The 20,081-nt window shown below is 72.0% G+C and carries 22 protein-coding genes and 1 pseudogene; 11 read left to right on the top strand and 12 right to left on the bottom strand.

Translation table 11 applies throughout. The annotated features are described in order from the left end of the window. Window positions 1-39 precede the first annotated feature (39 nt). Window positions 40-1,098, top strand: coding sequence for a hypothetical protein (locus IE207_RS10495; protein WP_190183806.1), 1,059 nt, complete (start codon window positions 40-42; stop codon window positions 1,096-1,098). A 63-nt stretch (window positions 1,099-1,161) separates the two neighbouring features. On the opposite strand, the gene IE207_RS10490 is transcribed toward IE207_RS10495, so the two are convergent. Further along, entirely contained in the window at window positions 1,162-1,770 is a 609-nt protein-coding gene (locus IE207_RS10490) for a TetR/AcrR family transcriptional regulator (RefSeq protein WP_229873625.1), read from the bottom strand. Between the two features lie 136 nt (window positions 1,771-1,906). Between IE207_RS10490 and IE207_RS10485 the strand changes: the two genes are divergently transcribed. The 4 genes from IE207_RS10485 (at window position 1,907) to IE207_RS10470 (ending at window position 4,969) form a co-directional block, all read left to right on the top strand. After that, complete coding sequence (locus tag IE207_RS10485) at window positions 1,907-3,100, top strand: cytochrome P450 (RefSeq protein WP_190183805.1); 1,194 nt, start codon at window positions 1,907-1,909, stop codon at window positions 3,098-3,100. Window positions 3,101-3,286: 186 nt separating this feature from the next. Then, the gene (locus tag IE207_RS10480; protein WP_229873624.1) at window positions 3,287-3,931 is read left to right on the top strand and encodes a class I SAM-dependent methyltransferase; all 645 of its coding nucleotides are present in this window, start codon (window positions 3,287-3,289) and stop codon (window positions 3,929-3,931) included. Between the two features lie 179 nt (window positions 3,932-4,110). Continuing rightward, complete coding sequence (locus IE207_RS10475) at window positions 4,111-4,497, top strand: hypothetical protein (protein WP_190183804.1); 387 nt, start codon at window positions 4,111-4,113, stop codon at window positions 4,495-4,497. 127 nt (window positions 4,498-4,624) lie between these two features. Continuing rightward, entirely contained in the window at window positions 4,625-4,969 is a 345-nt protein-coding gene (locus tag IE207_RS10470; protein WP_190183803.1) for a peptidase inhibitor family I36 protein, read from the top strand. Here IE207_RS10470 and IE207_RS10465 read toward each other — a convergent pair. Together IE207_RS10465 and IE207_RS10460 are read right to left on the bottom strand one after the other, a co-directional pair. Continuing rightward, window positions 4,918-5,517 (bottom strand): hypothetical protein, encoded by a 600-nt coding sequence (locus tag IE207_RS10465; protein ID WP_190183802.1) that lies wholly within the window; start codon window positions 5,515-5,517, stop codon window positions 4,918-4,920. The two genes, IE207_RS10470 and IE207_RS10465, sit on opposite strands and share 52 nt — an antisense overlap. A gap of 99 nt (window positions 5,518-5,616) precedes the next feature. Continuing rightward, window positions 5,617-6,771 carry an FAD-dependent oxidoreductase gene (locus IE207_RS10460; RefSeq protein WP_190183801.1) on the bottom strand — a complete coding sequence of 385 codons (1,155 nt, stop codon included), beginning with the start codon at window positions 6,769-6,771 and terminating at the stop codon, window positions 5,617-5,619. Between the two features lie 168 nt (window positions 6,772-6,939). On the opposite strand from IE207_RS10460, the gene IE207_RS10455 reads away from it, so the two are divergent. Further along, the gene (locus tag IE207_RS10455) at window positions 6,940-7,554 is read left to right on the top strand and encodes a TetR/AcrR family transcriptional regulator (RefSeq protein ID WP_190183800.1); all 615 of its coding nucleotides are present in this window, start codon (window positions 6,940-6,942) and stop codon (window positions 7,552-7,554) included. 76 nt (window positions 7,555-7,630) lie between these two features. On the opposite strand, the pseudogene IE207_RS10450 reads toward IE207_RS10455, so the two are convergent. The 3 genes and pseudogenes from IE207_RS10450 to IE207_RS10440 form a co-directional block, all read right to left on the bottom strand. Next, window positions 7,631-7,819, bottom strand: a pseudogene (locus IE207_RS10450) (alpha/beta hydrolase); the annotation flags it as partial. A 288-nt stretch (window positions 7,820-8,107) separates the two neighbouring features. Further along, a complete protein-coding gene (locus IE207_RS10445) occupies window positions 8,108-8,455 on the bottom strand; it encodes a hypothetical protein (RefSeq protein WP_190183799.1) in 348 nt (115 codons plus the stop codon). Window positions 8,456-8,673: 218 nt separating this feature from the next. Beyond that, the gene (locus IE207_RS10440; RefSeq protein ID WP_190183798.1) at window positions 8,674-9,981 is read right to left on the bottom strand and encodes a YhgE/Pip family protein; all 1,308 of its coding nucleotides are present in this window, start codon (window positions 9,979-9,981) and stop codon (window positions 8,674-8,676) included. 138 nt (window positions 9,982-10,119) lie between these two features. Between IE207_RS10440 and IE207_RS10435 the strand changes: the two genes are divergently transcribed. Together IE207_RS10435 and IE207_RS10430 are read left to right on the top strand one after the other, a co-directional pair. Next, window positions 10,120-10,791 carry a MerR family transcriptional regulator gene (locus tag IE207_RS10435; RefSeq protein ID WP_190183797.1) on the top strand — a complete coding sequence of 224 codons (672 nt, stop codon included), beginning with the start codon at window positions 10,120-10,122 and terminating at the stop codon, window positions 10,789-10,791. A gap of 348 nt (window positions 10,792-11,139) precedes the next feature. Beyond that, the gene (locus IE207_RS10430; protein WP_190183796.1) at window positions 11,140-11,703 is read left to right on the top strand and encodes a nitroreductase family protein; all 564 of its coding nucleotides are present in this window, start codon (window positions 11,140-11,142) and stop codon (window positions 11,701-11,703) included. A 23-nt stretch (window positions 11,704-11,726) separates the two neighbouring features. Here IE207_RS10430 and IE207_RS10425 read toward each other — a convergent pair whose 3' ends face one another. Then, window positions 11,727-11,990 carry a DUF4404 family protein gene (locus tag IE207_RS10425; RefSeq protein WP_190183795.1) on the bottom strand — a complete coding sequence of 88 codons (264 nt, stop codon included), beginning with the start codon at window positions 11,988-11,990 and terminating at the stop codon, window positions 11,727-11,729. Window positions 11,991-12,177: 187 nt separating this feature from the next. Between IE207_RS10425 and IE207_RS10420 the strand changes: the two genes are divergently transcribed. Further along, window positions 12,178-12,456: a GlsB/YeaQ/YmgE family stress response membrane protein gene (locus tag IE207_RS10420; RefSeq protein WP_190183794.1), complete on the top strand. Its 279-nt coding sequence runs from the start codon at window positions 12,178-12,180 to the stop codon at window positions 12,454-12,456. Window positions 12,457-12,531: 75 nt separating this feature from the next. Here IE207_RS10420 and IE207_RS10415 read toward each other — a convergent pair whose 3' ends face one another. Then, a complete protein-coding gene (locus IE207_RS10415; RefSeq protein WP_190183793.1) occupies window positions 12,532-13,515 on the bottom strand; it encodes a hypothetical protein in 984 nt (327 codons plus the stop codon). Between the two features lie 230 nt (window positions 13,516-13,745). Here IE207_RS10415 and IE207_RS10410 point away from each other — a divergent pair, with 230 nt between their 5' ends. Next, window positions 13,746-14,216, top strand: coding sequence for an STAS domain-containing protein (locus IE207_RS10410; RefSeq protein ID WP_190183792.1), 471 nt, complete (start codon window positions 13,746-13,748; stop codon window positions 14,214-14,216). 10 nt (window positions 14,217-14,226) lie between these two features. Here IE207_RS10410 and IE207_RS10405 read toward each other — a convergent pair whose 3' ends face one another. The 3 genes from IE207_RS10405 to IE207_RS10395 all read right to left on the bottom strand — a co-directional run bounded on the left by IE207_RS10405 (window position 14,227) and on the right by IE207_RS10395 (window position 16,140). Further along, a complete protein-coding gene (locus IE207_RS10405) occupies window positions 14,227-14,538 on the bottom strand; it encodes a hypothetical protein (RefSeq protein WP_190183791.1) in 312 nt (103 codons plus the stop codon). Between the two features lie 303 nt (window positions 14,539-14,841). Continuing rightward, window positions 14,842-15,249, bottom strand: a complete 408-nt coding sequence (locus IE207_RS10400; protein ID WP_229873621.1) for an NADPH-dependent FMN reductase family protein — start codon at window positions 15,247-15,249, stop codon at window positions 14,842-14,844. Between the two features lie 6 nt (window positions 15,250-15,255). Next, window positions 15,256-16,140 carry an MBL fold metallo-hydrolase gene (locus tag IE207_RS10395; RefSeq protein WP_190183790.1) on the bottom strand — a complete coding sequence of 295 codons (885 nt, stop codon included), beginning with the start codon at window positions 16,138-16,140 and terminating at the stop codon, window positions 15,256-15,258. Window positions 16,141-16,270: 130 nt separating this feature from the next. Between IE207_RS10395 and IE207_RS10390 the strand changes: the two genes are divergently transcribed. Continuing rightward, a complete protein-coding gene (locus tag IE207_RS10390; protein ID WP_190183789.1) occupies window positions 16,271-16,708 on the top strand; it encodes a MarR family winged helix-turn-helix transcriptional regulator in 438 nt (145 codons plus the stop codon). Window positions 16,709-16,712: 4 nt separating this feature from the next. Here the strand turns inward: IE207_RS10390 and IE207_RS10385 are convergent, their stop codons facing one another. Then, window positions 16,713-19,994 (bottom strand): bifunctional cytochrome P450/NADPH--P450 reductase, encoded by a 3,282-nt coding sequence (locus IE207_RS10385; protein ID WP_190183788.1) that lies wholly within the window; start codon window positions 19,992-19,994, stop codon window positions 16,713-16,715. Window positions 19,995-20,081: the final 87 nt, after the last annotated feature.

Raw genomic sequence — 20,081 nt, 5'->3', positions numbered from 1 at the left:
ACCCTGCCCCGCCCCGCGCCGGCACCGGAGGTCTGTCGCATGTCCGGCCGCACGTCCGCCCATCACCACGCCGCGGAGCCCGTGCTCCGCCACGTACTCACCCATCTCCTGACCCCCCTGCTGATGTGCCTCGGCATGGGCCTCGCCTACATGGGCGCCTTCGTCCAGCCGGAACCCCACCACCTGCCGGTCGCCATCGTCGGGGAGGGCCCCCGGGCCACGGCCTTCGCCCAGACGGTCAAGGAGCGAGCGGGCGACGCCCTCGACGTCCGCACGCTCGCCCATCGGGCCGAAGCCGTCGACGAGCTCAAGGGCCGCCGCATCGCGGGCGCCTACGTACCGGGCGGCACGGCGCCCGAGCTGATCGTCGCCACCGCCGCCTCCGACACCAGCGCCACCGTGGCGGAAAAGATCTTCACGCCGGTGGCCGCCCAGCAGGGCATGCCGCTCAAGGTGACCGACGTCGTCACCACCGTCGAGGACGACCCGACCGGCCAGGGCCTGTTCTTCCTGCTCGTCGCCGTCAGCATCGGCTCCTACGCCTCGGTGGCGGTCCTCGGTGGAGCGGGCGCCGCACTGCGCATGCGCGGCCGCGCCCTGCTCGCCGTAGGCGTCTCGGGTGTCGTCAGCGCGATAGGCGCGCTGCTCGCCGGACCGGTCTTCCACCTCGCCCACCACGGCCTGGCCGGAGTCTGGGGCCTCAGCTGGCTCTACTCCGCGGGCATCCTCCTCATCGGAGTCGGACTGCACACGTTCTTGAAGCGCTGGACGACGCTGGCGATGATGGTGCTCTTCGTGATGCTCAACTTCACCAGCTCCGGCGGACTGTTCCGGCCCGAGCTGCAGAACGGCTTCTTCGGCTCACTGCACGCCTTCTGGAACGGCGCCGGGTACGTCGACGGCCTGCGCAGCCTCCTCTACTTCGGCAACGACGGCCTCTCCCGCCAGGTGGGCACCCTCGCCGTCTGGCTGCTCCTCGGCCTGCTCCTCACTGCCGCGGCCGGGTTCGCCGAACGCCGTCGTGCCGCCGGAAGCAGCCCTGCTGCCCAGGAGGAAGCGGAGGAAGAGGAGGAGATGGAGGAAGCGGTCGGAGTCTGAGGCGCGGCCTCCACCGGATCGTCGGCACGCGCCTCCCTGGTCCGCCCTGCTCCCTGATCGTCCCTATCCGTCCTCGTCCCGGCGCGGCCCGTCCGCCGGCGCGGTCCAGAAACCGTCGAGGGCGCCCAGCACGAGCCGGCAGACCGTGTCCGGATCGGCGCCGGCGAGCGGCTCGCGGGCGGCGACCGTCCGCATCAGGCCGATCCCCAGCAGCCACGCCATGGCCAGGTCGGCGCGCAAGGCTCCGTCGTCGGACGCGGAGAGGCCGGCCAGCACCTTCTGGTACGCCCCGCCCAGCTCCCGCAGGGTCGCGCTGGCCTCGTCGCCCCGCCCGACGGACCGCAGGTACACCTCCAGGGAGCGGTCGGTCCCCTCGGCGCTGCGCGTCAGCAGCGAACGCAGCGCCGTCTCGTAGAGGTCCTCCGGCGCCGTCGCGTGCAGTTGCTCCAGGCCGCCGCGGGCGACGACCTCCGTCAGCAGCCCGTGCTTGGACCCGAAGTAGCGGAACAGAAGCGCCTGGTTGGCCCCGGCCCGCTCGGCTATCGCCCGGACCGTGGTGCGTTCGTAGCCCCGTTCGGCGAACAGGTCGCCGGCGGCTTCGAGCAGCCTGAGGCGGGTGGCCGCGGCGTTGCGGGGGCGCTCCGCGGACTGCGGCCGGGGGGATTCGTCCACGCTGATGGTCCTCTCCGAAGGCCCGAGGGCCCGTCAGGATAACGGCCACAAACGGTCGTTGACCCGGCCAGTGGCTCGTCCTACGTTGTAAGCAGCTGCTTACAAGCTGCTCACGACCCGCGTCCGGGAGGCCGAAGTGACGAACACCGGCACCACTGCCGTCGCCTATCCCTTCAACACCGCCGATGGACTCCAGCTCGCCGAGGAGTACGAGCGCGTACGGGACCGGCCCGGCCTGTTACGCGTGCAGATGCCGTACGGCGAACCCGCCTGGCTGGTCACCCGCTACGCGGACGCCCGCCTCGTGCTGGGCGACGCACGCTTCAGCCGCGCGGCGGGCGCCACGCACGACGAGCCCCGGCAGTCCGAGGGCCGCACCGACAGCGGGATCCTGGGCATGGACCCGCCTGACCACACCCGGCTGCGGTCCCTGGTCGCCAAGGCGTTCACCGTCCGGCAGGTCGAGAGGCTCCGGCCCCAGGTAAGGGCGCTGACCGCAGCACTGCTGGACGAGCTGGAGGCGGCCGGGCCCCCGGTCGACCTCGTGGACCGCTACGCGCTGCCCATCCCGGTCGCCGTCATCTGCCGCCTGCTGGGCGTGCCGGTCGCGGACCGGCCGCTCTTTCGCGTGTGGAGCGACGCCGCCCTGTCGACCAGCTCGCTCACGGCCGAGGAGTTCGACGCCAACCGCGAGGAACTGCGCTCGTACATGGCCGAACTCATCCACCTCCACCGCCGGGACCCGCAGGACGACCTGATGTCGGCGCTCATCGAGGCCCGGGACGGCGACGGCGACCGGCTCTCGGAGCTGGAGCTCATCGACCTGTGCGTAGCGGTCCTGGTGGCCGGGCACGAGACGACCGCCTCCCAGATCCCGAACTTCGTCCTCACCCTGCTCGACCACCCCGACCAGCTCACGCTGCTGCGGCAGAACCCCGCCCTGATCGCGCAGGCGGTGGAGGAGCTGCTCCGGTTCGTACCGCTGGGCAGCGGGGCCGGCCAGGCCCGGTACGCCACCGAGGACATCGAGGTCGGCGGCACCCTCGTCAAGGCCGGAGACCCACTGCTGGTCGCGACCGGCGCCGCCAACCGCGACGCGCTGCGCTTCACCGCCCCGGGCGTCCTCGACATCCAACGCCCGTCCAACCAGCACCTCGGTTTCGGCCACGGCGTCCACCACTGCCTGGGGGCCCAGCTGGCCCGTATGGAACTCCAGGAGGCCCTGGGCGCGCTCATCCTGCGCTTCCCCGGCCTCAAGGTCGTCGGCGACGTCACCTGGAAGACGCAGATGCTGGTGCGCGGGCCGCGCGTCATGCCGATCGGGTGGTGAACCCGGGGGCCGTACACCGCCCCCCACGCCGCATCCCCGGCAGCCGAACACCTTCGCGTGCGGTCGCAAACCATGATTTCCAGTCGGGGAGAGGGGAATTGATGGACCGCGACATACGCACGGTGGAAGATGTGCTGAGGCTCTTGGACGGCCTCTTCGCACCGGACGCCGACCGCTGGACGGCTGGTGCGGCGTCCTGGTGGGACGGCTTCTACGCGGATCGCTCCCGGCCGGTACCGTTCTTCGAAGCGAAGCCGGACGAGAACCTCGTCTCCTACGTCGACCGCGGCCTCGTCGCGGGGGGGCCGGGCGCTCGACTTGGGGTGTGGGCCGGGGCGCAACGCGCTCTACCTCGCCTCCTCGGGCTTCCAGGTCGACGCCGTCGACCTGTCGCCGGCGGCCGTCGCCTGGGCGGGAGACCGGGCTCGTGAGGCAGGGGCAGACGTCAGGTTCCGCGCCGGCGACGCCTTCGGCCTCGTCGGAGACGAACTGGGTGGTCCGTACGACCTGATCTACGACTCCGGCTGTTTCCACCACCTGCCGCCGCACCGCCGCATCAGCTACCTCGACGTCCTCGACCGGGCTCTGGCGCCCGGCGGCCACTTCGCCCTCACCTGCTTCGCGGCCGGCTCGACGGGGTCCGAAGCATCCGACGGGGACTTCTACCGGCAGTCCCGTCTCCATGGCGGCCTCGCTTACACCCCGGAGTCACTGCGGTGGATCTTCTCCGATCTGACGGAGATCGAACTGCGCCGGATGCGGGACGAGCGGTCCGAGTCACCCCGCTTCGGGGAACCGTTCCTCTGGACGGCTCTCTTCCGTCGCGACTGAGTCACGTCGGCCTCGTCGGCCACACCGGAAGGAGGCGGTGTCGCCCCGCCCGGCCGTTTCGAGCTTGGTGGGGGCCGTCGGACAATGGCTCCCTCGGGCTGCAACGATCATCGCCACAGGCGGGGCAGCGGCGTCGCCGACGTCGGGCAGCCCGTATCGAGCCGAGAGGTTGAGGGGCCATGACGCTGAAGGAAGGCCGGCGGGTGAGGCTGGCGGTGGACATCGGGCTGACCGACGCGGTTGCCATGACCGGCGGGACCGCGAACGGGCCCGTCGCGGGGTTCCTGGCCCTGGCGGCGGGGACCGAGGGGACCGTCGACCGGGTCGTCGAAGAGCGGGAACCGGGTCACGAAGTCCGGGAGTACGAGCGGCTCAAGTCGCTCCTCGACTCCTTCGGCCATGACATGCCGCCGGAGAGCAGGAGGCAACTGGAGGAGAAGGTCGGCTCCCTGGAGCCCGCGTGGGCCGCCCATCAGGAGCGCGGCGCGGGCGTAACGGTCCGGGTCCGCTTCGACAACGGGTTCATCCTCGATGGCGCAAGCGACGAGCTCTTCACCTCCGCCTGACCGGCATGCGGCGCAACGTTGAAGATCCAGTGGATTTCTGCCGGGCACTGGTGAATGCCCCCCGTTGTCCCACATTTCCTGCCCGCGGCGAGGACGATGGGGGGATCGGCTCGGCGAGGAGGAACAGATGAGGACACGTCACCTGCGCACCCTGCTGGTCTTCGGTGCGGCGGTATTCACGGCACTCGGCACCACGACGCCTGCTCAGGCATTGCCCGCGTGCCCGAGCAACGCGATCTGCTTGTGGAGGTTCCAGGACGGGACCGGTGACGTCTACGTCTGGCGGGGCGGCTATGTGGACCTGCCCGGCAAGTTCGTCGACCACGTCTATTCCTTCCGTGCCAACAGGACCGGCGCGTTCATCGACTGGGCGAAGGGCAAGGAGTGCCACTCCGTCCGCAAGGGCGACTACGGCAGCAACTACGGTTCGCGCTTCGGCTCCAGGATGGACGCGGTCGGCGACAACTGCTGACGCGTCGGGGCGGAGGGGTGCCCCGTGGGGGCGGGTGCGGCATCGCCGCAGTCGATGCAGGTCAGCGACACGATGACCAGTGCTTGAAGGCCCTGTGCCGCCTCGCCCGGAAAGCTCGCCAGGGCCGTCCAGTTGCCCTTCACGAGGGTGAGGGTCCCGCTGCCCATGTCGGGCCCGGTCTGCCAGCCGTGCTCGGAACGGGCCCGCTCGAAGGCCGCCTTCAAGGCGCCGTCCACCGTCTGCGGAGCGTGCAGGCCCGAGAGCCGTTCGGAGTGACTGCCGAGGACGTCCGAGGGCTGCCTCTCCACCGTGATGCCCTCTGCCGCCAGTACCGACGTCATCTCCGATACCACCGTGTCCGCGGCCAGCGGCGGACCCGAGTACCGCGGGGGCAGTGGGCCGAGGTCCCGCAGCGGAAGGGCGCAGGCCGTCGCCGCGGCGGCTATGAGTGCCGCCACGACCAGGGACGCCAGGGCCCTACGCCCCTGTCGCCGTCGCACGATGGTGTCCGCCTCTCTGTTGCTCTGCTCGGCCGGCCAGTCTCCCATCCCCATCGATCTTGGCCGACCACCGGCCACTGACGGGTGGGCCGGCCGCCCGCCGTCCCCTCCGATCCGCTCCGGTCGCGCTGTGGCCGTCGGCTCTCGTCAGGGCTGGGCCTGGGCGGACCGTTCGAACTCTTCGAGTTCGTGCGCCGACGCCGACAGGAGGTGCTCGGCGCCGCCTTCGAGCCTTCGGGCCATGTCGATCGAGCGCGGGAGCATCGACTTCTCGTAGCTGCGTACGGCCTCGCCGAGGGTGGGGGAGTGGACGAGTGCGAGCGCGAGTTCGCTGGCGTCCAGCATGGCGAGGTTGACGCCGACGCCGAGCGGTGGCATCAGGTGTGCGGCGTCACCGAGGAGTGCGACGCTGGGCGAGTGTTCCCAGGTGTGGGGCACGGGCAGGGCGAAGAGCGGGCGGTCGACGAAGGGGCCGTCGTTGTCCGTGATCAACCGGAGCATCTCCGCAGACCAGTGCGCGTACTCGTGCAGCAGGTGCGCGCGGATGCCCTCGGTGTCCTCGGGGCGGAGTCCGTTCGCCGCGATCCAGTCCACCGGGGCGCGCCGCATGACATAGACGCGCATGTGACCGCCGCTGCCGCGCTGCGCGAAGAGGCCGCGCTCGCCGTCGGCGGCGAGGGCGCTCCCCTTCCCGACGAGCCGGGAAAGCTCGGGGTGCGCGCGCTCCATGTCGTCGAACCACCCCTCCAGGAAACTGACTCCGGTATAGCGCGGTGTCGCGGGCGACACGGCGGTGCGGACGCGGGAGTGGGCGCCGTCCGCTCCTATCACGAGGTCCGCTTCGACGGTCGTCCCGTCGGTGAACGTCAGTGTCCGAGGCCCGTCAGTCGGTCCGCTCACCGATCGGAGCGTGCGTCCCCACCGGACCGTCCCCGGAGCGAGTGAGCGCAGCAGGAGATCGCGGAGCTGCCCGCGGTCGATCTCGGGCCTGGACGTTTCGTCCGGGCCCGGCAGGTGGTGGTCGAGCATGCGCCCCGAAGGGTCGATGCGGCGCATTTCCTGGCCCTCGGGCCGGGCGAGCGCGAAGAACTCCTCCAACAGGCCCGCGCTGCGCAGTGCGAGCTGGCCGTCGTCCTCGTGCAAGTCGAGCGAGCCCCCCTGGTTGCGGGAGTCCGCATCCGGATCGCGGTCGTACACCGAGACCGCAATGCCGTTCCGCTGCAGGATGCGTGCGCACGTGAGGCCTCCAGGCCCGGCACCGATGATGCTGATCCGCGCGTTCGCCGGCGTCGGAGATTGCATGGCGGTTCCTTTCGTCGGCAGGTTCCCGGCGACGCGACGGCGCGGCGACGACCGGCGCCGCGACCCTTGCGGACGGCAACCCTGCGGACACCACCAAAGCAGAAACGAGTCCATAAGTGCAACCAGTACAGTTTCGGCTTCGCTCCACTTGTGAGGTACCGTGGGGGCATGCCCGACTCCCCGCCCCCTGGCCGTCGCGAGCGCAAGAAGGCCGCAACGAGGCAGGCCATCGCCGACGCCGCCCTGGAGCTCTTCTTGGAGCACGGTTTCGACCGGGTGAGCGTCCGGGACGTCGCCGAAAAGGCCGACGTATCGACGACGACCCTCTTCGCGCACTTCCCGGGCAAGGAGGCGCTGGTCTTCGACCGCGACGAGGAAGCCGAGGCGGGGCTGATCGCCGCCGTCCGTGAACGGCCCGAAGGCCAGGACGTGGTGGAGGCGCTCCGTGCCCACGCGCTGAGGTCCTGGGTGCCGACCGCCTCGGACCCCCGGCTGCGTCAGTTCACCGCCCTGGTGGACGGGACGCCCGCCCTCCGCGAGTACGCGGAGCGCATGTGGATGCGACACGCCGACGCCCTCGGCGTCGCGATCGCCGACGAGCTCGGCCGGGAGCCGGATGACCTCGCGTGCTCGGCTCTCGCACGCTACGTCCTGCAATTCCCGACCCTGGCCAAGGGCCGACCCGATCCCCGCGCCGTCGTGGAGACCCTGTTCGACCTACTGGTCCACGGCTGGCGGTCCCAACAGGACGCCGCCCGAGCCGCCTCCCGGCCACAGCACTAGCGCCCAGACCGGCACGGTTCACCGGCTCCCCGGGTCATCAGCCGCTCGCGCGGCCTGCGTCCGCGTCGCCCCGGGGTCATGGGCGGAAGGCCTTCTGGGGGAGTTCGCCGAACTGGGTGGGGTGCGTGGTCAGGCCGGTGTGGCCGCCGGGGAAGTGGCGGAGTTCCGTGCCGAGCCGCTCGGCCAGGAGAGCGGCCGGACGGTAGGGCAGCTCGCCGCGCGAGTCCTGACCGCCCGCCGGCACGAGCCGGTCCGACAGGCCGGCGGGCTCGTTGGTCCCGGGCGCGTTGCTGTTGGCCATGGCCTTCTCGGAGGGGTCGAACTCGACCACGGCCGGGAAGTGACGGGGATTCTCACGGTCCTTGAGCGGGATCCGGCTGTTGGGGCCGTTCTCCCGGCTCCGCGCACGGGCCTGCCCCTCGTGCGAGCGCAGGAGCCCGCGCACCTCCTGCTCGTGCTCGGTCCCGAAGCCGACGATCTGGGCGAACTGCACCGTCGGCCTCCTTGTCTGGCGCATCCGGGCCCGTGCAGTTTCGACCTCACCGGGCGGTGGTCATATGCCCGGCCCGTAACAGGGGTCCGGGTGCTGTCGGGGCGTCCACCACTCCAGTAGTCCCCAGACGCCGAGCGCGTACGCGACCACGGCTGCGAGTACCGCGCCCCCGGGCCGGCCGGTCCAGCGCGTGGTCAGCGCCCAGGTGACGAGCGGAATCAGGGCGCCGCCGAGCACGATGAGCGGAAGATCGACGAAGACCACGCTCAGGTCACGGGCATGGCCCTCGAACCCGCCGTCGATGCTGAACGCGGCTCGCGGTGCCCACACGAGCGCCGCGATCGTCGCGCCGAGGCCGGCGAGGAGGCGTGCGGTGCGGCTGGTGGTGGCGTTCGAAGTGGTGCTCATGGCCGGCCCAGTGGATTTCTGTTCATGCCGGCCACAGACGCTTGTGGCGTGGTCCGTGGTTCCACCGGGGCCGTCGCGCGGCCGCACCCGCGGCGGCCCGGGACCGATCGGGCGTCAAGACGATGACTGCCAACGACGCGTGACCGGCGCGAGCCGCATGGACCGCCGGCCCGGCGAAGCGACGCCGGGCCGGCGACCCGCGCAAGCGACCGGACCGTTCAGGAGGTCTGGACCGCGACCCCCGTGTCGGCGTCGGGGTGGGGGATGCGGTGCAGCCCCCTGCGGTCGTAGAGGCGGGTGACGGCGAAGCCGAAGAGCAGGGCGGCGACGAGGGCGACGCCCATCGAGGCCCACGCCCGGGTGAGACCGGCCTCGGCCTGGGCTCCGTAGTAGAGCAGGGAGCGCAGCCCTTCGGTGATCTGGCGCAGCGGCTCGAACTCGGCGAGGGCGCGGAAGAACCCGGGCAGCGCCTGGACGGGCACGGTGGCGCCGGAGGAGGGGACGGCCATCGCGACGAACACGATGGTGGCCAGCAGCATGCCGGGGGTCCCGAAGGCCGCGAACAGGGCCAGGCTGCCGACGCCGACGACCGCGATGGTGGCTACCGAGTAGAGCCACAGCAGGCCGAGGTGGGACGCGTCCATGTCGAGGATGCCGACCGTGGCGACCTCGACCAGCGTACCCATGACCAGTGACAGCCCGAGCATGAGCGCCATGCCGATGGCCAGGGTGCGGACACGGCTGGTGTGCTGGACGGGTTCGCGCTTGCGGAACGGGCCGAAGTCGGTGTGCAGGTAGCCGAGTGCGGTGTCGACCTGGGAGTTGACGACGTTGGCGCCGAGCATGCCGCAGACGACCAGGACCAGCGCGTAGTAGAAGGCGCTCAGGCCCATGGCGCTGCGGGAGCCGAGGGGGTGGCCGTCGGCCACGTTCACGGTCACCGGGTCGGCCAGTTTGAGCTGCGCTGCCGTCGGGAGCTGGGCCTTCTGGGCCGCGGCCTGCTTGAGGAGTTCCTGGCCGAGCTGGGCTGAGGCGGCGTGGGCGGCCTTCTGGGCGGCCTGGGACGACATGGAGGAGCCGATGCTGCCGGCGGCCTGGTTCGTCAGGACGGTCAGGGTCGGCGGGACGGCCTTGTCCTGGGTGGCGGGCTGCGGCGCGCCGAGCGCGGTCACCGTGACGGAGAAGTCCTTGGGTATGACGAGGGCGCCGAAGACCTTGCCCCGGCCCAGCCGCTTGTCGGCCTCCGCGCGGCTGACGACCTGCCAGTCGATGCTCTTGTCGCCCTCGGCGGCCTTCTGGATCCCCGAGACGATCTGCTGGCCCATGTTGACGCGGCGGCCGTTGACGTCGGCGCCGCCGTCGGTGTTGACGAGGGCGACGGGCAGGTCCCGCAGGTTGCCCCTGGGGTTGACGTTGCCGCCCACGTAGAGCAGGGCGAACAACATCGAGACCACTGCGGCGATCAGTCCCGTTCCGATCCACAGCTGTGGGCGGCGGAGCACGGAGGGGGGAGTGGGGTGAGGCATCGATTCTCCGGTGCGAGGCGGTGCGGTGCGTGCGGCTGGATACTTGAAGTATCCAGTTACTGGATACTGGCAGTATCTTGTAGTGGTGTCCAATCGCCGCTCACCGCTACCGGACCGCATGACCAGCAGGGAAGCCGCATGAAGATCTCTGAGCTCAGCCGGCGCACCGGAGTGCCGGTCGCCAGCATCAAGTACTTCCTGCGGCAGGGGCTGTTGCCCGCAGGCCGGGCGACCGCCGCGACGCTGGCCGAGTACGGGGACGAGCACGTGCAGCGGCTGCGGCTCATCAAGGCGCTGACCACGCTCGGCGGCCTGTCCATCGCCGCCACCCGTGACGTGCTCGGTGCCGTCGACCAGGCCGACAGCTCCGAGGGCGCCCTCGGGGCGATCAGCTACGCCCTGCCGGTGCCGGTGGCGGCCCAGGGCGCCGCGGGCCCCGAGGAGGAAGCCGAGGCCGACGAGAGCGCCGCGGCCGAGGTGGCGGAGCTGCTCGCCACCCTGGAGTGGCAGGCGCCCGACACGTCGCCGCACGTCCTGGGTCTCACGGCGGCGCTGAAAGAGCTGCGGCGACTGGACGCCCGGTACGGCCCGGGCGAGCTCGCCGCCTACGCGGCGCTGGCCGAGTCGGTGGCCCGGCTGGACCTGGAGCGGGCGGTCGGTGTCGAGGACCCGGTGGCCTTGGCCGAGCGGGCGGTCATCGTCTTCGCGATCTGCGCCCCCGTGTTCGAGCTGCTACGGCGTCTCGCCCAGGAGAACCAGGTCCGGCGCCGGGTCGCGGGCGCGGACGCCGATTCCACACCTCCCCGGTAGCGCAATCCACCCTCCTGGCGCGGACGAACACCTCCCACCACTGGGGCGGCATCATCGTGCCGCCCGGCTACACCGACCCGATCCAGTTCCAGGCGGGCAACCCCTACGGCGCTTCGCACGTCGCCGGCGACGGGCCGCCCGGGGAGGTGGCCCGCGGACCGCCCGCCACCAGGCCCCGCCGCGTCGCTGAAACCGCGGCCTTCCTCCAGGCCGGCCGCGCCGCCCGAGTCGGCTGGGGCAGGGAAGCCGCCGAGGCCGCGTCCTTTCGGCCGCGCGTTCACACGCCGGCCGGGAGGCCCTTCTCCGCTCCGCGGAAATGGATCACCGCAGCGCGCGGTTGTACGGGACATGCCCCATGATCCCGTGCGGACCGACCTGGTTCACCCGCTGCTGGCCAACCGTTTCAGCCCCTACGCCTTCGATCCGTCCGGCCGCGTCGACGACGACGCCCTCCACACGCTCCTCGAAGCAGCGCGGTGGGCACCCTCCGCCGGGAACTCGCAACCCTGGGGCTTCCTTTCCGCGAGACCCGGCGAACCGGATCACGCACGGGTACTGCCGCACCTCGCACCCAGTTCCTTCCGGTGGGCGAAGGACGCAGGCCTGCTCGTGGTCGCGCTGACCCGCCACTACGTCGGCGACTCGCCGGTCCTCTACTCCGAGTTCGCCGACTACGACCTCGGGCAGGCCGTCGCCCACCTCAGCGTCCAAGCCGAGGCGATGGGCCTGGCCACCCATCAGTTCCGTGCCTTCGACCTCGAAGCCCTCACCAAGGAGCTGCGCCCCAACCCCGGATGGGCGATCGTTTCCATGATCGCCGTGGGAAAGGCCGCCGACGAGCCCCCACGGCTGCGGCAGCGGCGCAGCGCCTACGAGCTGCGGACCGCGCCCTGGTCGACGTCGGCCGAGTGAACCGCGGGCGGCGCGTTCGGCCGTCAGATCCCGATGTTGGCCAGCGCCACACCGATACTGCGCAGAGTCCCGGCGACCTTGGGATGGCCGGCCTCGAAGCGCTCCGCCGCACGTGTCACGCCGCCGGTGAGACCGGCGTGGGGGCCGGCGTCACCGGTCCGGAGCCGGTCTTCGATCCTGTCGATCAGCGCGTGTATGTCATCACGCTCCTGCAGCGAGAGGCCGGGCTGCTCGTCGAGCTGCCGGCGCAGCGACCGGAGTTGGTGACGCAGGTCCTGCACGGACACGGGGTCCTCCCTCATTCGAACGTCCAAGGCTCGGCCCGGCATCGGGATCTTCCGCGACGCGGTTCCGTCAGGGATTCCACTGCCCCGACTCGGGCGGAACGATCAACAGATCGGCACGTTTGAAAGTGCGCCCACGGCGCAGACGATCGTTGACCACAGCCTTATTCATCGAGGTAGGAGACGGATCATGGGCATTCTCGCTTGGATTCTCATAGGGCTGCTCGCGGGCATGATCGCCAAGGCGATCATGCCGGGCAGGGACCCCGGCGGCATCATCATCACCATGCTCATCGGTATCGCGGGCGGCCTGCTCGGCGGCTGGCTCGGCAAGGTCGTCTTCGGCGTCGACTCGATCGACGGCTTCTTCGACCTGTCCACCTGGATCGCCGCCATCGTCGGCTCCGTCATCCTCCTGGCCCTCTACCGGCTGGTCACGGGTAACAGGCGCCACCACAGCCACGCCTGAACCACGCACCCCAGCTCATACGGAAACGGCTCCCCTTCCCCCGAAGGCGGAGCCGTTTCGTCATGCGGGGACCCCCTACCCCCGCCGGCGGCCCTCCCCGCCCTCGTCAACGGGCGCGCCCTGGCCGGTGGCGGAGGCGGAGGCGGCGGCAGCGGCGCCGGCGCCCGCGGCGGCGTGCAGGCTGCGCTCGGCCAGGATCAGGGACCGCTCGCGGACGCAGTCGGCGTGCACGACGACCTCGCCGGGATCGAGGCAGTCGATCGCACCTTGCACAGCTGCCAGAGCGGGCTCGTACTGCCGCAGCCTGCGCAGCGCGCCGGCCTTGCGGAACAGGGCCTCCGGCCCCAGCAGGCCCTCCGCGAAGGAGGCGTTCTCCAGCAGGTCCAGCATCAGCGACGCCTGACGGGGAAGGTTCTCCCCGAGCCACAGCCCGTGCAGCAACGCGTGGACCACCTTGTCCTCGTCGCCCGCCCGGGCCACCACCGCTTCCATCAGCGCCAGCCCCTCCGTCCGCGAGCGCCCGAGCAGGGCGAAGGCGCGCAGCGCGTCGGTGTACGGGTCCGCATGGTCTCGGCCGGCCGGCAGGGCGTCGAAGAACTCCTCGATGGCCACGCAGCGGAAGTCGTACCGCAGCGTCGTCAGGAAGCAGTGCCACAGAGCCCGCCCCCGTGCGGTGTCCGGGTCCAGCGAGGCCACGTACGCCTCGTCCAGGAACAGCAGGGCGCTGAACCCCTCGGCCCGCGCACGCCACGCCAGGTCGCCCGTCACCCGGGCGGACTCGCGCCACGTCGCTCCCGCCCGCGCGAGCCATACCGCGGCCTCCCGCGTCCAGTCCCGCCCCGAGCCGATCTCCTCGGCCACCCGGGCGCGCACCATCACCCAGCCACGCTCCCGCAGCCCCTCCTGCGGCTCCGCCAACGCGTACTCCACCGCGTCGGCCGCCCTCGGCAGCCGCCACAGCCCGCCGGCCGCCCGCTCCGAGGCCGCCGTCCACTTGGGGGGCAGCGCACGGATCGCCGCCTTCGCCGCTTCGAGTCCCGGATGTCCGTCCACGTCCACCAGCTGCCTCCCTGACTTCCCGCCACCCACGGTGATACCGGAGCCGTGGACCGGGACGGGCGACGGCGCGCAGGGCGGCCCTTCGGACGCCGCAGGCGCACCCGTGCCCGTGTGACGTCCGTGGTGGTGGCAGCGTGGTCCATCGCGCTGCGGCACGGGGCCGGAGAAGGTGACTACGCGGCGCCCAGGGTGGATGCTGGTGAAGCACCCTCCGATGAGGAACCGCAGCCATGGAAGCCATCTTCGAGATCACCGTCGAGCGTACGGGCGACACCGTGCTCGTCACCCCGGCGGGTGAGATCGACCTCGCTGTCGAAGCCGAGCTGGCGGCCGTTCTCGACAGCCTGCCGGACCAGGGCGCGGTCATCCTCGACATGAGCGCCGTCACCTTCATGGACCTCACCGGCCTGCGGTTCCTGCTCGACCTGCGGCGGCTGACCGCCCGGCACGGCTCCACGCTGGTCGCCACGGGATGGCACCGCCAGCCGCTGCGCCTGCTGGCCGCCTGCGGCGTCGGAGCCTGTGAGCCGGCCGCGCCGTCCGACGGGGCTGCGGTGCCGGCGGTGGCCCCTGGCACGGAGGTGCGCGGCCCACTGGACGCCCGGGTAGCCGTCGCCCGGTACCTGGGGGCGCCGAGGCCTCCCGAGCCGTTCGCCGGTCCCGAGTGGGAAGTGGGGCGGGGAAACCGGATGATCTGGTAGCCCGGGCCCGTCAGGCGCCGAGCCGCGATATCGCGGCCTGGAGTACCGAGGCGAGTATTTCGGGATCGGCCTTCTGCGGCGGGCTGAGGGCGGACATCGCGTCCAGGTCCTGCGTCGAGGCGACTTCGAGGGCGCCTTCATATGCGGGGTCCCGCAGCCGGGCGGCCGCCACGACCTCCACCCGGCCCTGGATGACGATCAGGACCCGCTCTTCACCCGCCGCGTGCTCCAGCAGGGCCCGGACGTGATCGGGTGTGACCGTGGTGGAAGGCGACCCGGGTGGTGTCCCGGGACCTCCGGCATGCGCTACGCCGTCTCCCATGGCGTCCTCCTGGTACCTCGCCCGGCGCCTGCCCCGGTAACGAGCGGTTACGCCTGCCGCCCGAAGGAGGCGCCCCGAGCGTGCCTCGGCGGCCAGCCCGTGCCTCGGCGCTCCGGCCGTGCCTCGGCGCCCCGGCCGGGTCAGGCCGCGTGCGGGCCGCGTGCGGAGCAGGGGTGTGAGCGCGCGGCCGAGGACGACGGCGGTGACGGTCGCTCCCTGGGTGATGCCCCGGGCCACGGGGCGCGGGACCCTGCGGTCCGTGCCGCCGGTGGCGGCCCTGCGTCCCCGGCCGCCGCCCCGTCGTCAGGCCAGTGGTCCCCTTCCGTCCCGCTGCCGCTCGGCGAACTCCCGCGCGGCGGACAGGTCACCGGCGTTCGGGCGCTGCTTGTTGAGCCCGCCGAGCAGCTTGAACGGCGCCCAGGTGTCGAACGCCCGGCACGAGAAGCTCCCGTCCACGGTGAACCCCTTGCCTTCGAGGAGCCGGACCACGGGTCGGGTGTACGGCGCCGGCGGGATCTCCGGGAGCCCGCTGGTGGCGAACACGAACGCCCTGCGGCCGCGCCCCGGGGGAAGTGCCCCGACGAGGGCGGTCAGCCGGGGGTGCAGCCTGCCGTAGAAGACACCCGAGCCGAACCCTTCTCTCGCTTCCGTAGCGAGGACCGGGAAGCCGCGCCGGATGTGACGCCCCTGTCGTGAGCGCCGCTCGTGCACCGCGCGTCAGGCGTCCACGGCGCGCCAAGCCGGGCCGTCGCCGTCCTGTCGGACGTGTCCGAAGACCACGTCGGCGAAGTGGACGCCGAAGCCGATCGTGCCGGGCTCCGCCAACTCGGCGACGAGCCGGCGGCGGTGGTCGGCGGTCCGGGCGCGGTCGTGGTCGAAGGCCGCCGACCATTCGGGGTGGTCGATCTGGGCCGGTGAGTGCGCGGCGTCACCGAAGGCGATCAGACGCCGCCCGCCCCCGGTGATCACGTACTCGGCGTGCCCGTGGGTGTGGCCCGGGACGATCCGGACACGTACGCCGGGGAAGACCTCCTCCCCGTCCTTGACCGTACGGACGCGCCGGGCGAGGGTGGCGACCTGCTCGGTCATGCCCTGGGCCTCCAGGACGTCGCGCCGCTCCCACTCCGGCTCCGAGATCAGGTGCTCGGCGTGCGCGAACACCAGCCGGTCGGTGCCGGGGGAGGGGAGGCAGGCCCAGCCGATGTGGTCCGGGTGGAGGTGGGTGAAAGCCACGGCTTCGATGTCCTCGGGGCGGCGGCCGAGTTTTGCCAGGCCCTGCGGGAGCGCGCCTCCCCGGATCACGGCAAGGGGACCGTCCGGGGCCTCGAACGTCTGCGGGCCGATGCCGGAGTCGATCAGCAGCGCGCGGTCGCCGTGCTCCACCAGCAGGGCGCCGATGCTCCCCACGAGGTGGCCGGTGGCGTCCGCGTACTGCGGGTGTGCGGCCCACACCTCGTCGGTGGTGTCCTGGAGCAGTGCCCGGGGCCGGAAACGCGCCTCGCCGTCCGGCACGTACGAGACCTTCGTGTCGCCCAGCCGTATCGAGCGGACACCTGCCGGCCGGCGCAGTCGTTCGTCGTGGTCCACCGTCAAGTCACCCATGGAGACGCTCCTGTGATCGGTCATCAGGTCGACGCCGGGCTGGCCCCGGCGACGAGCCCACCATAAACATCAAGCTCGAATCATTCAAGCTGTAAATATGTTGCCTTGATGGAGTTGCTAGAGTGGTGCCATGACGACGCCCCCCGACTCGCAGGCCATCGCCGAGCGTCAGCTGTGCGGTCTGGTGAACGGACTGGCGCAGCGGATCGCCGAGCACGTACGGGAGCGCGCGGCCACCTTGGGCCTGACCGCGCCCCAGGCGACCGCGCTGCGCGAGATGAGCGGGCCGATGACCATGCGCGAGCTCGCCGACCGGATGAGCTGCGAGCCCTCCAACACCACCTTCGTCGTCGACAAGCTGGAGAAGCAGAACCTGGTCGAGCGCCACCCGCACCCCACCGACCGCCGTGCCAAGCGGCTCGCCCTCACCGCCGAAGGCGCCGCACTGCGCCGGCGTCTCCTCGACCTCCTCGCCGTGGACAGTCCCCTGTCCGGCCTCACCCCGCAGGAGCAGCGCGTTCTTCACGGTCTGCTGGAGCAGGCCGTCCGCGCCGCCCCCGCCGGATAGGCCCTCAGCCGCCCGCGTACACGTCCTCCACGTACCGGCCGTCCTCGACCAGCCCCCGGAGCCACTGCGAGGCCGTCGACTCGTCCTTGCCGCTGAACCGGACGTACAGCTGCCGGAAGGCTTCGCGGACGCCCGGGGCCATGCGGGAGCCGTCCCCGCAGACGTGGATGCGGGCGCCCGCGTCGGTCAGCCGCCAGACCTCCTCGCCCTCCGCCTCGATCCGGTGCTGCACGAAGCGGACCTCCCCTTCGGGCGCCAGCGAGAAGGCGGGGCGCATCGACACCGCCCCCTCGCGTTCGGCCTGTTCCAGTTCCGCCCGGTGGAGGTAGTCCACCTCCGGGTGGTCACAGCCGAAGTAGCAGAGTGCGGGCGCCAGTTCGGCTCCCGCCGCGCGCAGTGCACGGCGGTCGGCGATCGCCCCCCGGAAGGGCGCGAGGCCGGTACCCGCGCCGATCATGATGACCGGCGTCGCGTCGTCGTGCGGAATGCGGAAGGCCTCCCGGCACGGCTGTACCCGGGCGAGGACCGTGTCGCCGGGGCGTACCCGGTGCAGGTACGAAGAGCCCACTCCGCGGAACACACCGCCCCGGCCGGAGCGGTGGGGTGCCTCCAGGAGCGAGACCATCAGGTCGGCCTGCGCCGGACCTGCCGAGGGCGAAGAGGAGATGGAGTAGTGGCGGGGCCGCATCGGCTCCAGCAACTCCAGCAGTACGGGCCACGGCAGGCGGCCCCGGAGTGCGGGGTGCTCCTCGACCAGGTCCACGAGGCTGCCCGGGAGGGCTCCGGCCGCCCCGGCCGCGCCCCCGGCCGCGAGCCGTTCCAGCGCGGCCTTCTCCGGCGGGCACGGGTTGTGCGCCGCGAGGACGGCCGCCTGCTCGGCCGTCACCGGGGCCTGGAGCTCGACGTACCGGGTGAGCAGTTCCCTTACGGTGACGGGGCGGTCGAGCGGAAGGGCGGTCCGGGCGGTCCGGCGGCCCCGGACGTTCAGCACCGTGTCCAGGCCGGCCCCCAGGACCCGGGCGGCCCGCTCCACTTGGGCGGGGTCGTTGGCCGGGAGGACGGCGAGGTGGTCGGCGGTACGGTAGCCGACCCCCTCGGGCAGCCTGACGCGCAGGAAACGCTTCGACCTGCCCGCCGGGTGGCCGAGGTCGGCGAGGTCCCCGGTGTGTGTCACCGTCATCGGCCGCAGGTCGTGTCGCCTGGCCAGCGCGTCGAGCGGATCACCCGTGATCTCGACGACGTCGTACAGCGGGCCGGATGACTCCTCCGACGGGGAGGTGGCCACGGACGCCGGGTCGCCGTAGCGCTCCAGCAGCGTACGGCGCAGGGCGGCGGTGAAGCCGCGCACCGCTCCCGCGAGGTCCCCGGAGGCGTCCGCCTCGGCGCGGTCCATCAGCCGCGCCGCCCCCGCCGAGGCGAGGCGGCCGTCGATGAGCGTGGGCACCTGCTGGTAGGTGGCGGCCCAGTTGCGGTCACCGACTCCCAGGACGGCGTACCGCACGCCCTCGGCGGCACCCGGGGCCGCCCGCGTCAACCAGGAGACGAAGCCGGCCGCGTCGTCGGTGGGCTGTCCGTTGTACGACGCGGCGACGACGACCAGCGGCCCGTCCGTGGGCAGTGCGCCGTCACGGTGGTCGTCGAGCGGCGCGACTCGCGTCTCGAAGCCCAGTTCCCCGGCCATCTCGGCCAGGTCTTCCGCGTAGGTGCGGCAGGTGCCGAAGTTGGATCCGTGCAGCAGCGTCAGCGTCGTGCCGGAAACGGCCCGGGTGGGCGACGCCCCCGTGGCCGGAGTGTGCCCGTCCTCCCGGCCGTCGAGCGGGCGAACGGCCCCGAGGACCCCCGCGAGGGCCGCGCGGACCCGGCCGCGGTCGGCCGGGGTGCGTCGGCCCAAAGCCATCGTGAAGCCGTCGGGCTTGAGCGTGAGCGTCTCCTTGATGCGCAGCTCGTAGCGCGCGTGGTCGACGAACCGGTAGCGGTGCACCAGCATGCCCAGCAGCATCGTCGCCTCGTGGAGGGCGAACTGCCGCCCGATGCAGGCGCGTTCCCCCGTCCCGAACGGCTTGTACGCGTGCGGGGACCGGTTCGCCTCCGCCTCGGCGGCGAACCGGTCCGGGTCGAACTCCTCCACGTTGTCGCCCCAGACCGGGTCCCGGTGCAGCATCGGAGTCAGCACCAGCATCCGCTGCCCCGCCTTCACCGGATAGCGGCCGCCGATCACGGTGTCCGCGCGCGCCTCGCGTGCGAACGCGGCGGCGGTCGGCCACAGCCGCAGCGCCTCGCCCAGGACCTGGCGTACGTAGCGCAGCCTGCCGATGTCCTCGAAGGAGGGCTCGGGGTCCGGGTCGTCGCCCCACAGCGCGTCGGTCTCGGCCTGGGCCAGGTGCAGCACCGCAGGGTTCTTGAGGAGGTAGTACAGCGCGAACGACAGCGCACCCGACGTGGTCTCGTGGCCCGCGATCAGGAACGTGATCACCTGGTTCCTGATGTTCGCCCCGTCGAGCACCTCGCCGGACCGGGGGTGCGGGGAGCCCAGCATCAGGCCCAGCAGGTCGTCGGTCGAGGTGTCCCCCGAGGCCCGGCGCTGCTCGATCACCTCGTCCACGACCCGGGCCAGGTAGGCGGCGTCCGCGGCGAACGCCTCGTCCTCGTCGGAGTGGTCCGCGCCGGGCACCCGGCCGAGTTTGGCCTGGCTGTGGGCGAGGGCCCGCACGAGCGCCTGGACGAACGGGTGCGCCTGCTCACGCTCGAAGGACGCGAAGTCGTAGCCGAACCCGGACAGGCCGATCGTGTCCAGGGTCATCCGGGTCATGTCCTCGGCGACGTCGACCGGGGCCGACACACCGGCGCCCGCGGTGAACCGCGCGTCCCAGGAGCCGATGAGCCGCTTCGCGACCCGCAGCATGTGCGGGTGGTAGGTGCGCATCGAGGTGAGGGCGAAAGCCGGGAGCAGGATGTCGTGCGCCTTGGCCCAGTTGGGCTCGTCGTTGTACGCGGTGAACAGCCCGTCGGCGGCGACCTCGCGTACGTTCTCCAGCGCGGGGCCGATGCCCTTGACGAAGCGCTGCTCGTCGGAGAGTTCCTCCACCAGCGCCGCCGCGCTCACGAACACCGTCTCCCGGTCGTGGAAGCGCTGGACGAAGATCGGGCCGAGCCGGCGCGCGTGCCCCATGGCCGTCTGTAGCGGGGTGCTCGTCATCCCCGAGTCGCTCACGTCGACGACCGGCAGGTGCGCGTCGCCGGAGTCGTCGTCAGGGGGTCCGCCGCCGGTGGTGTGCGATTCACTCATGGCCTGTGCCTCTTCTGATCACGTCGTTGCCTGGACCTGTGCACCCGCCCGCAGACCGGGTGCCGTGTCGTGTCCACCGTGACGCGG

The sequence above is a fragment of the Streptomyces cirratus genome, assembly GCF_014650775.1.
GTDB classification, from domain to species: domain Bacteria; phylum Actinomycetota; class Actinomycetes; order Streptomycetales; family Streptomycetaceae; genus Streptomyces; species Streptomyces cirratus.
The sequence above is the reverse complement of the archived record's forward strand: the minus strand, read 5'-3'. Positions and strand labels throughout refer to the sequence as shown.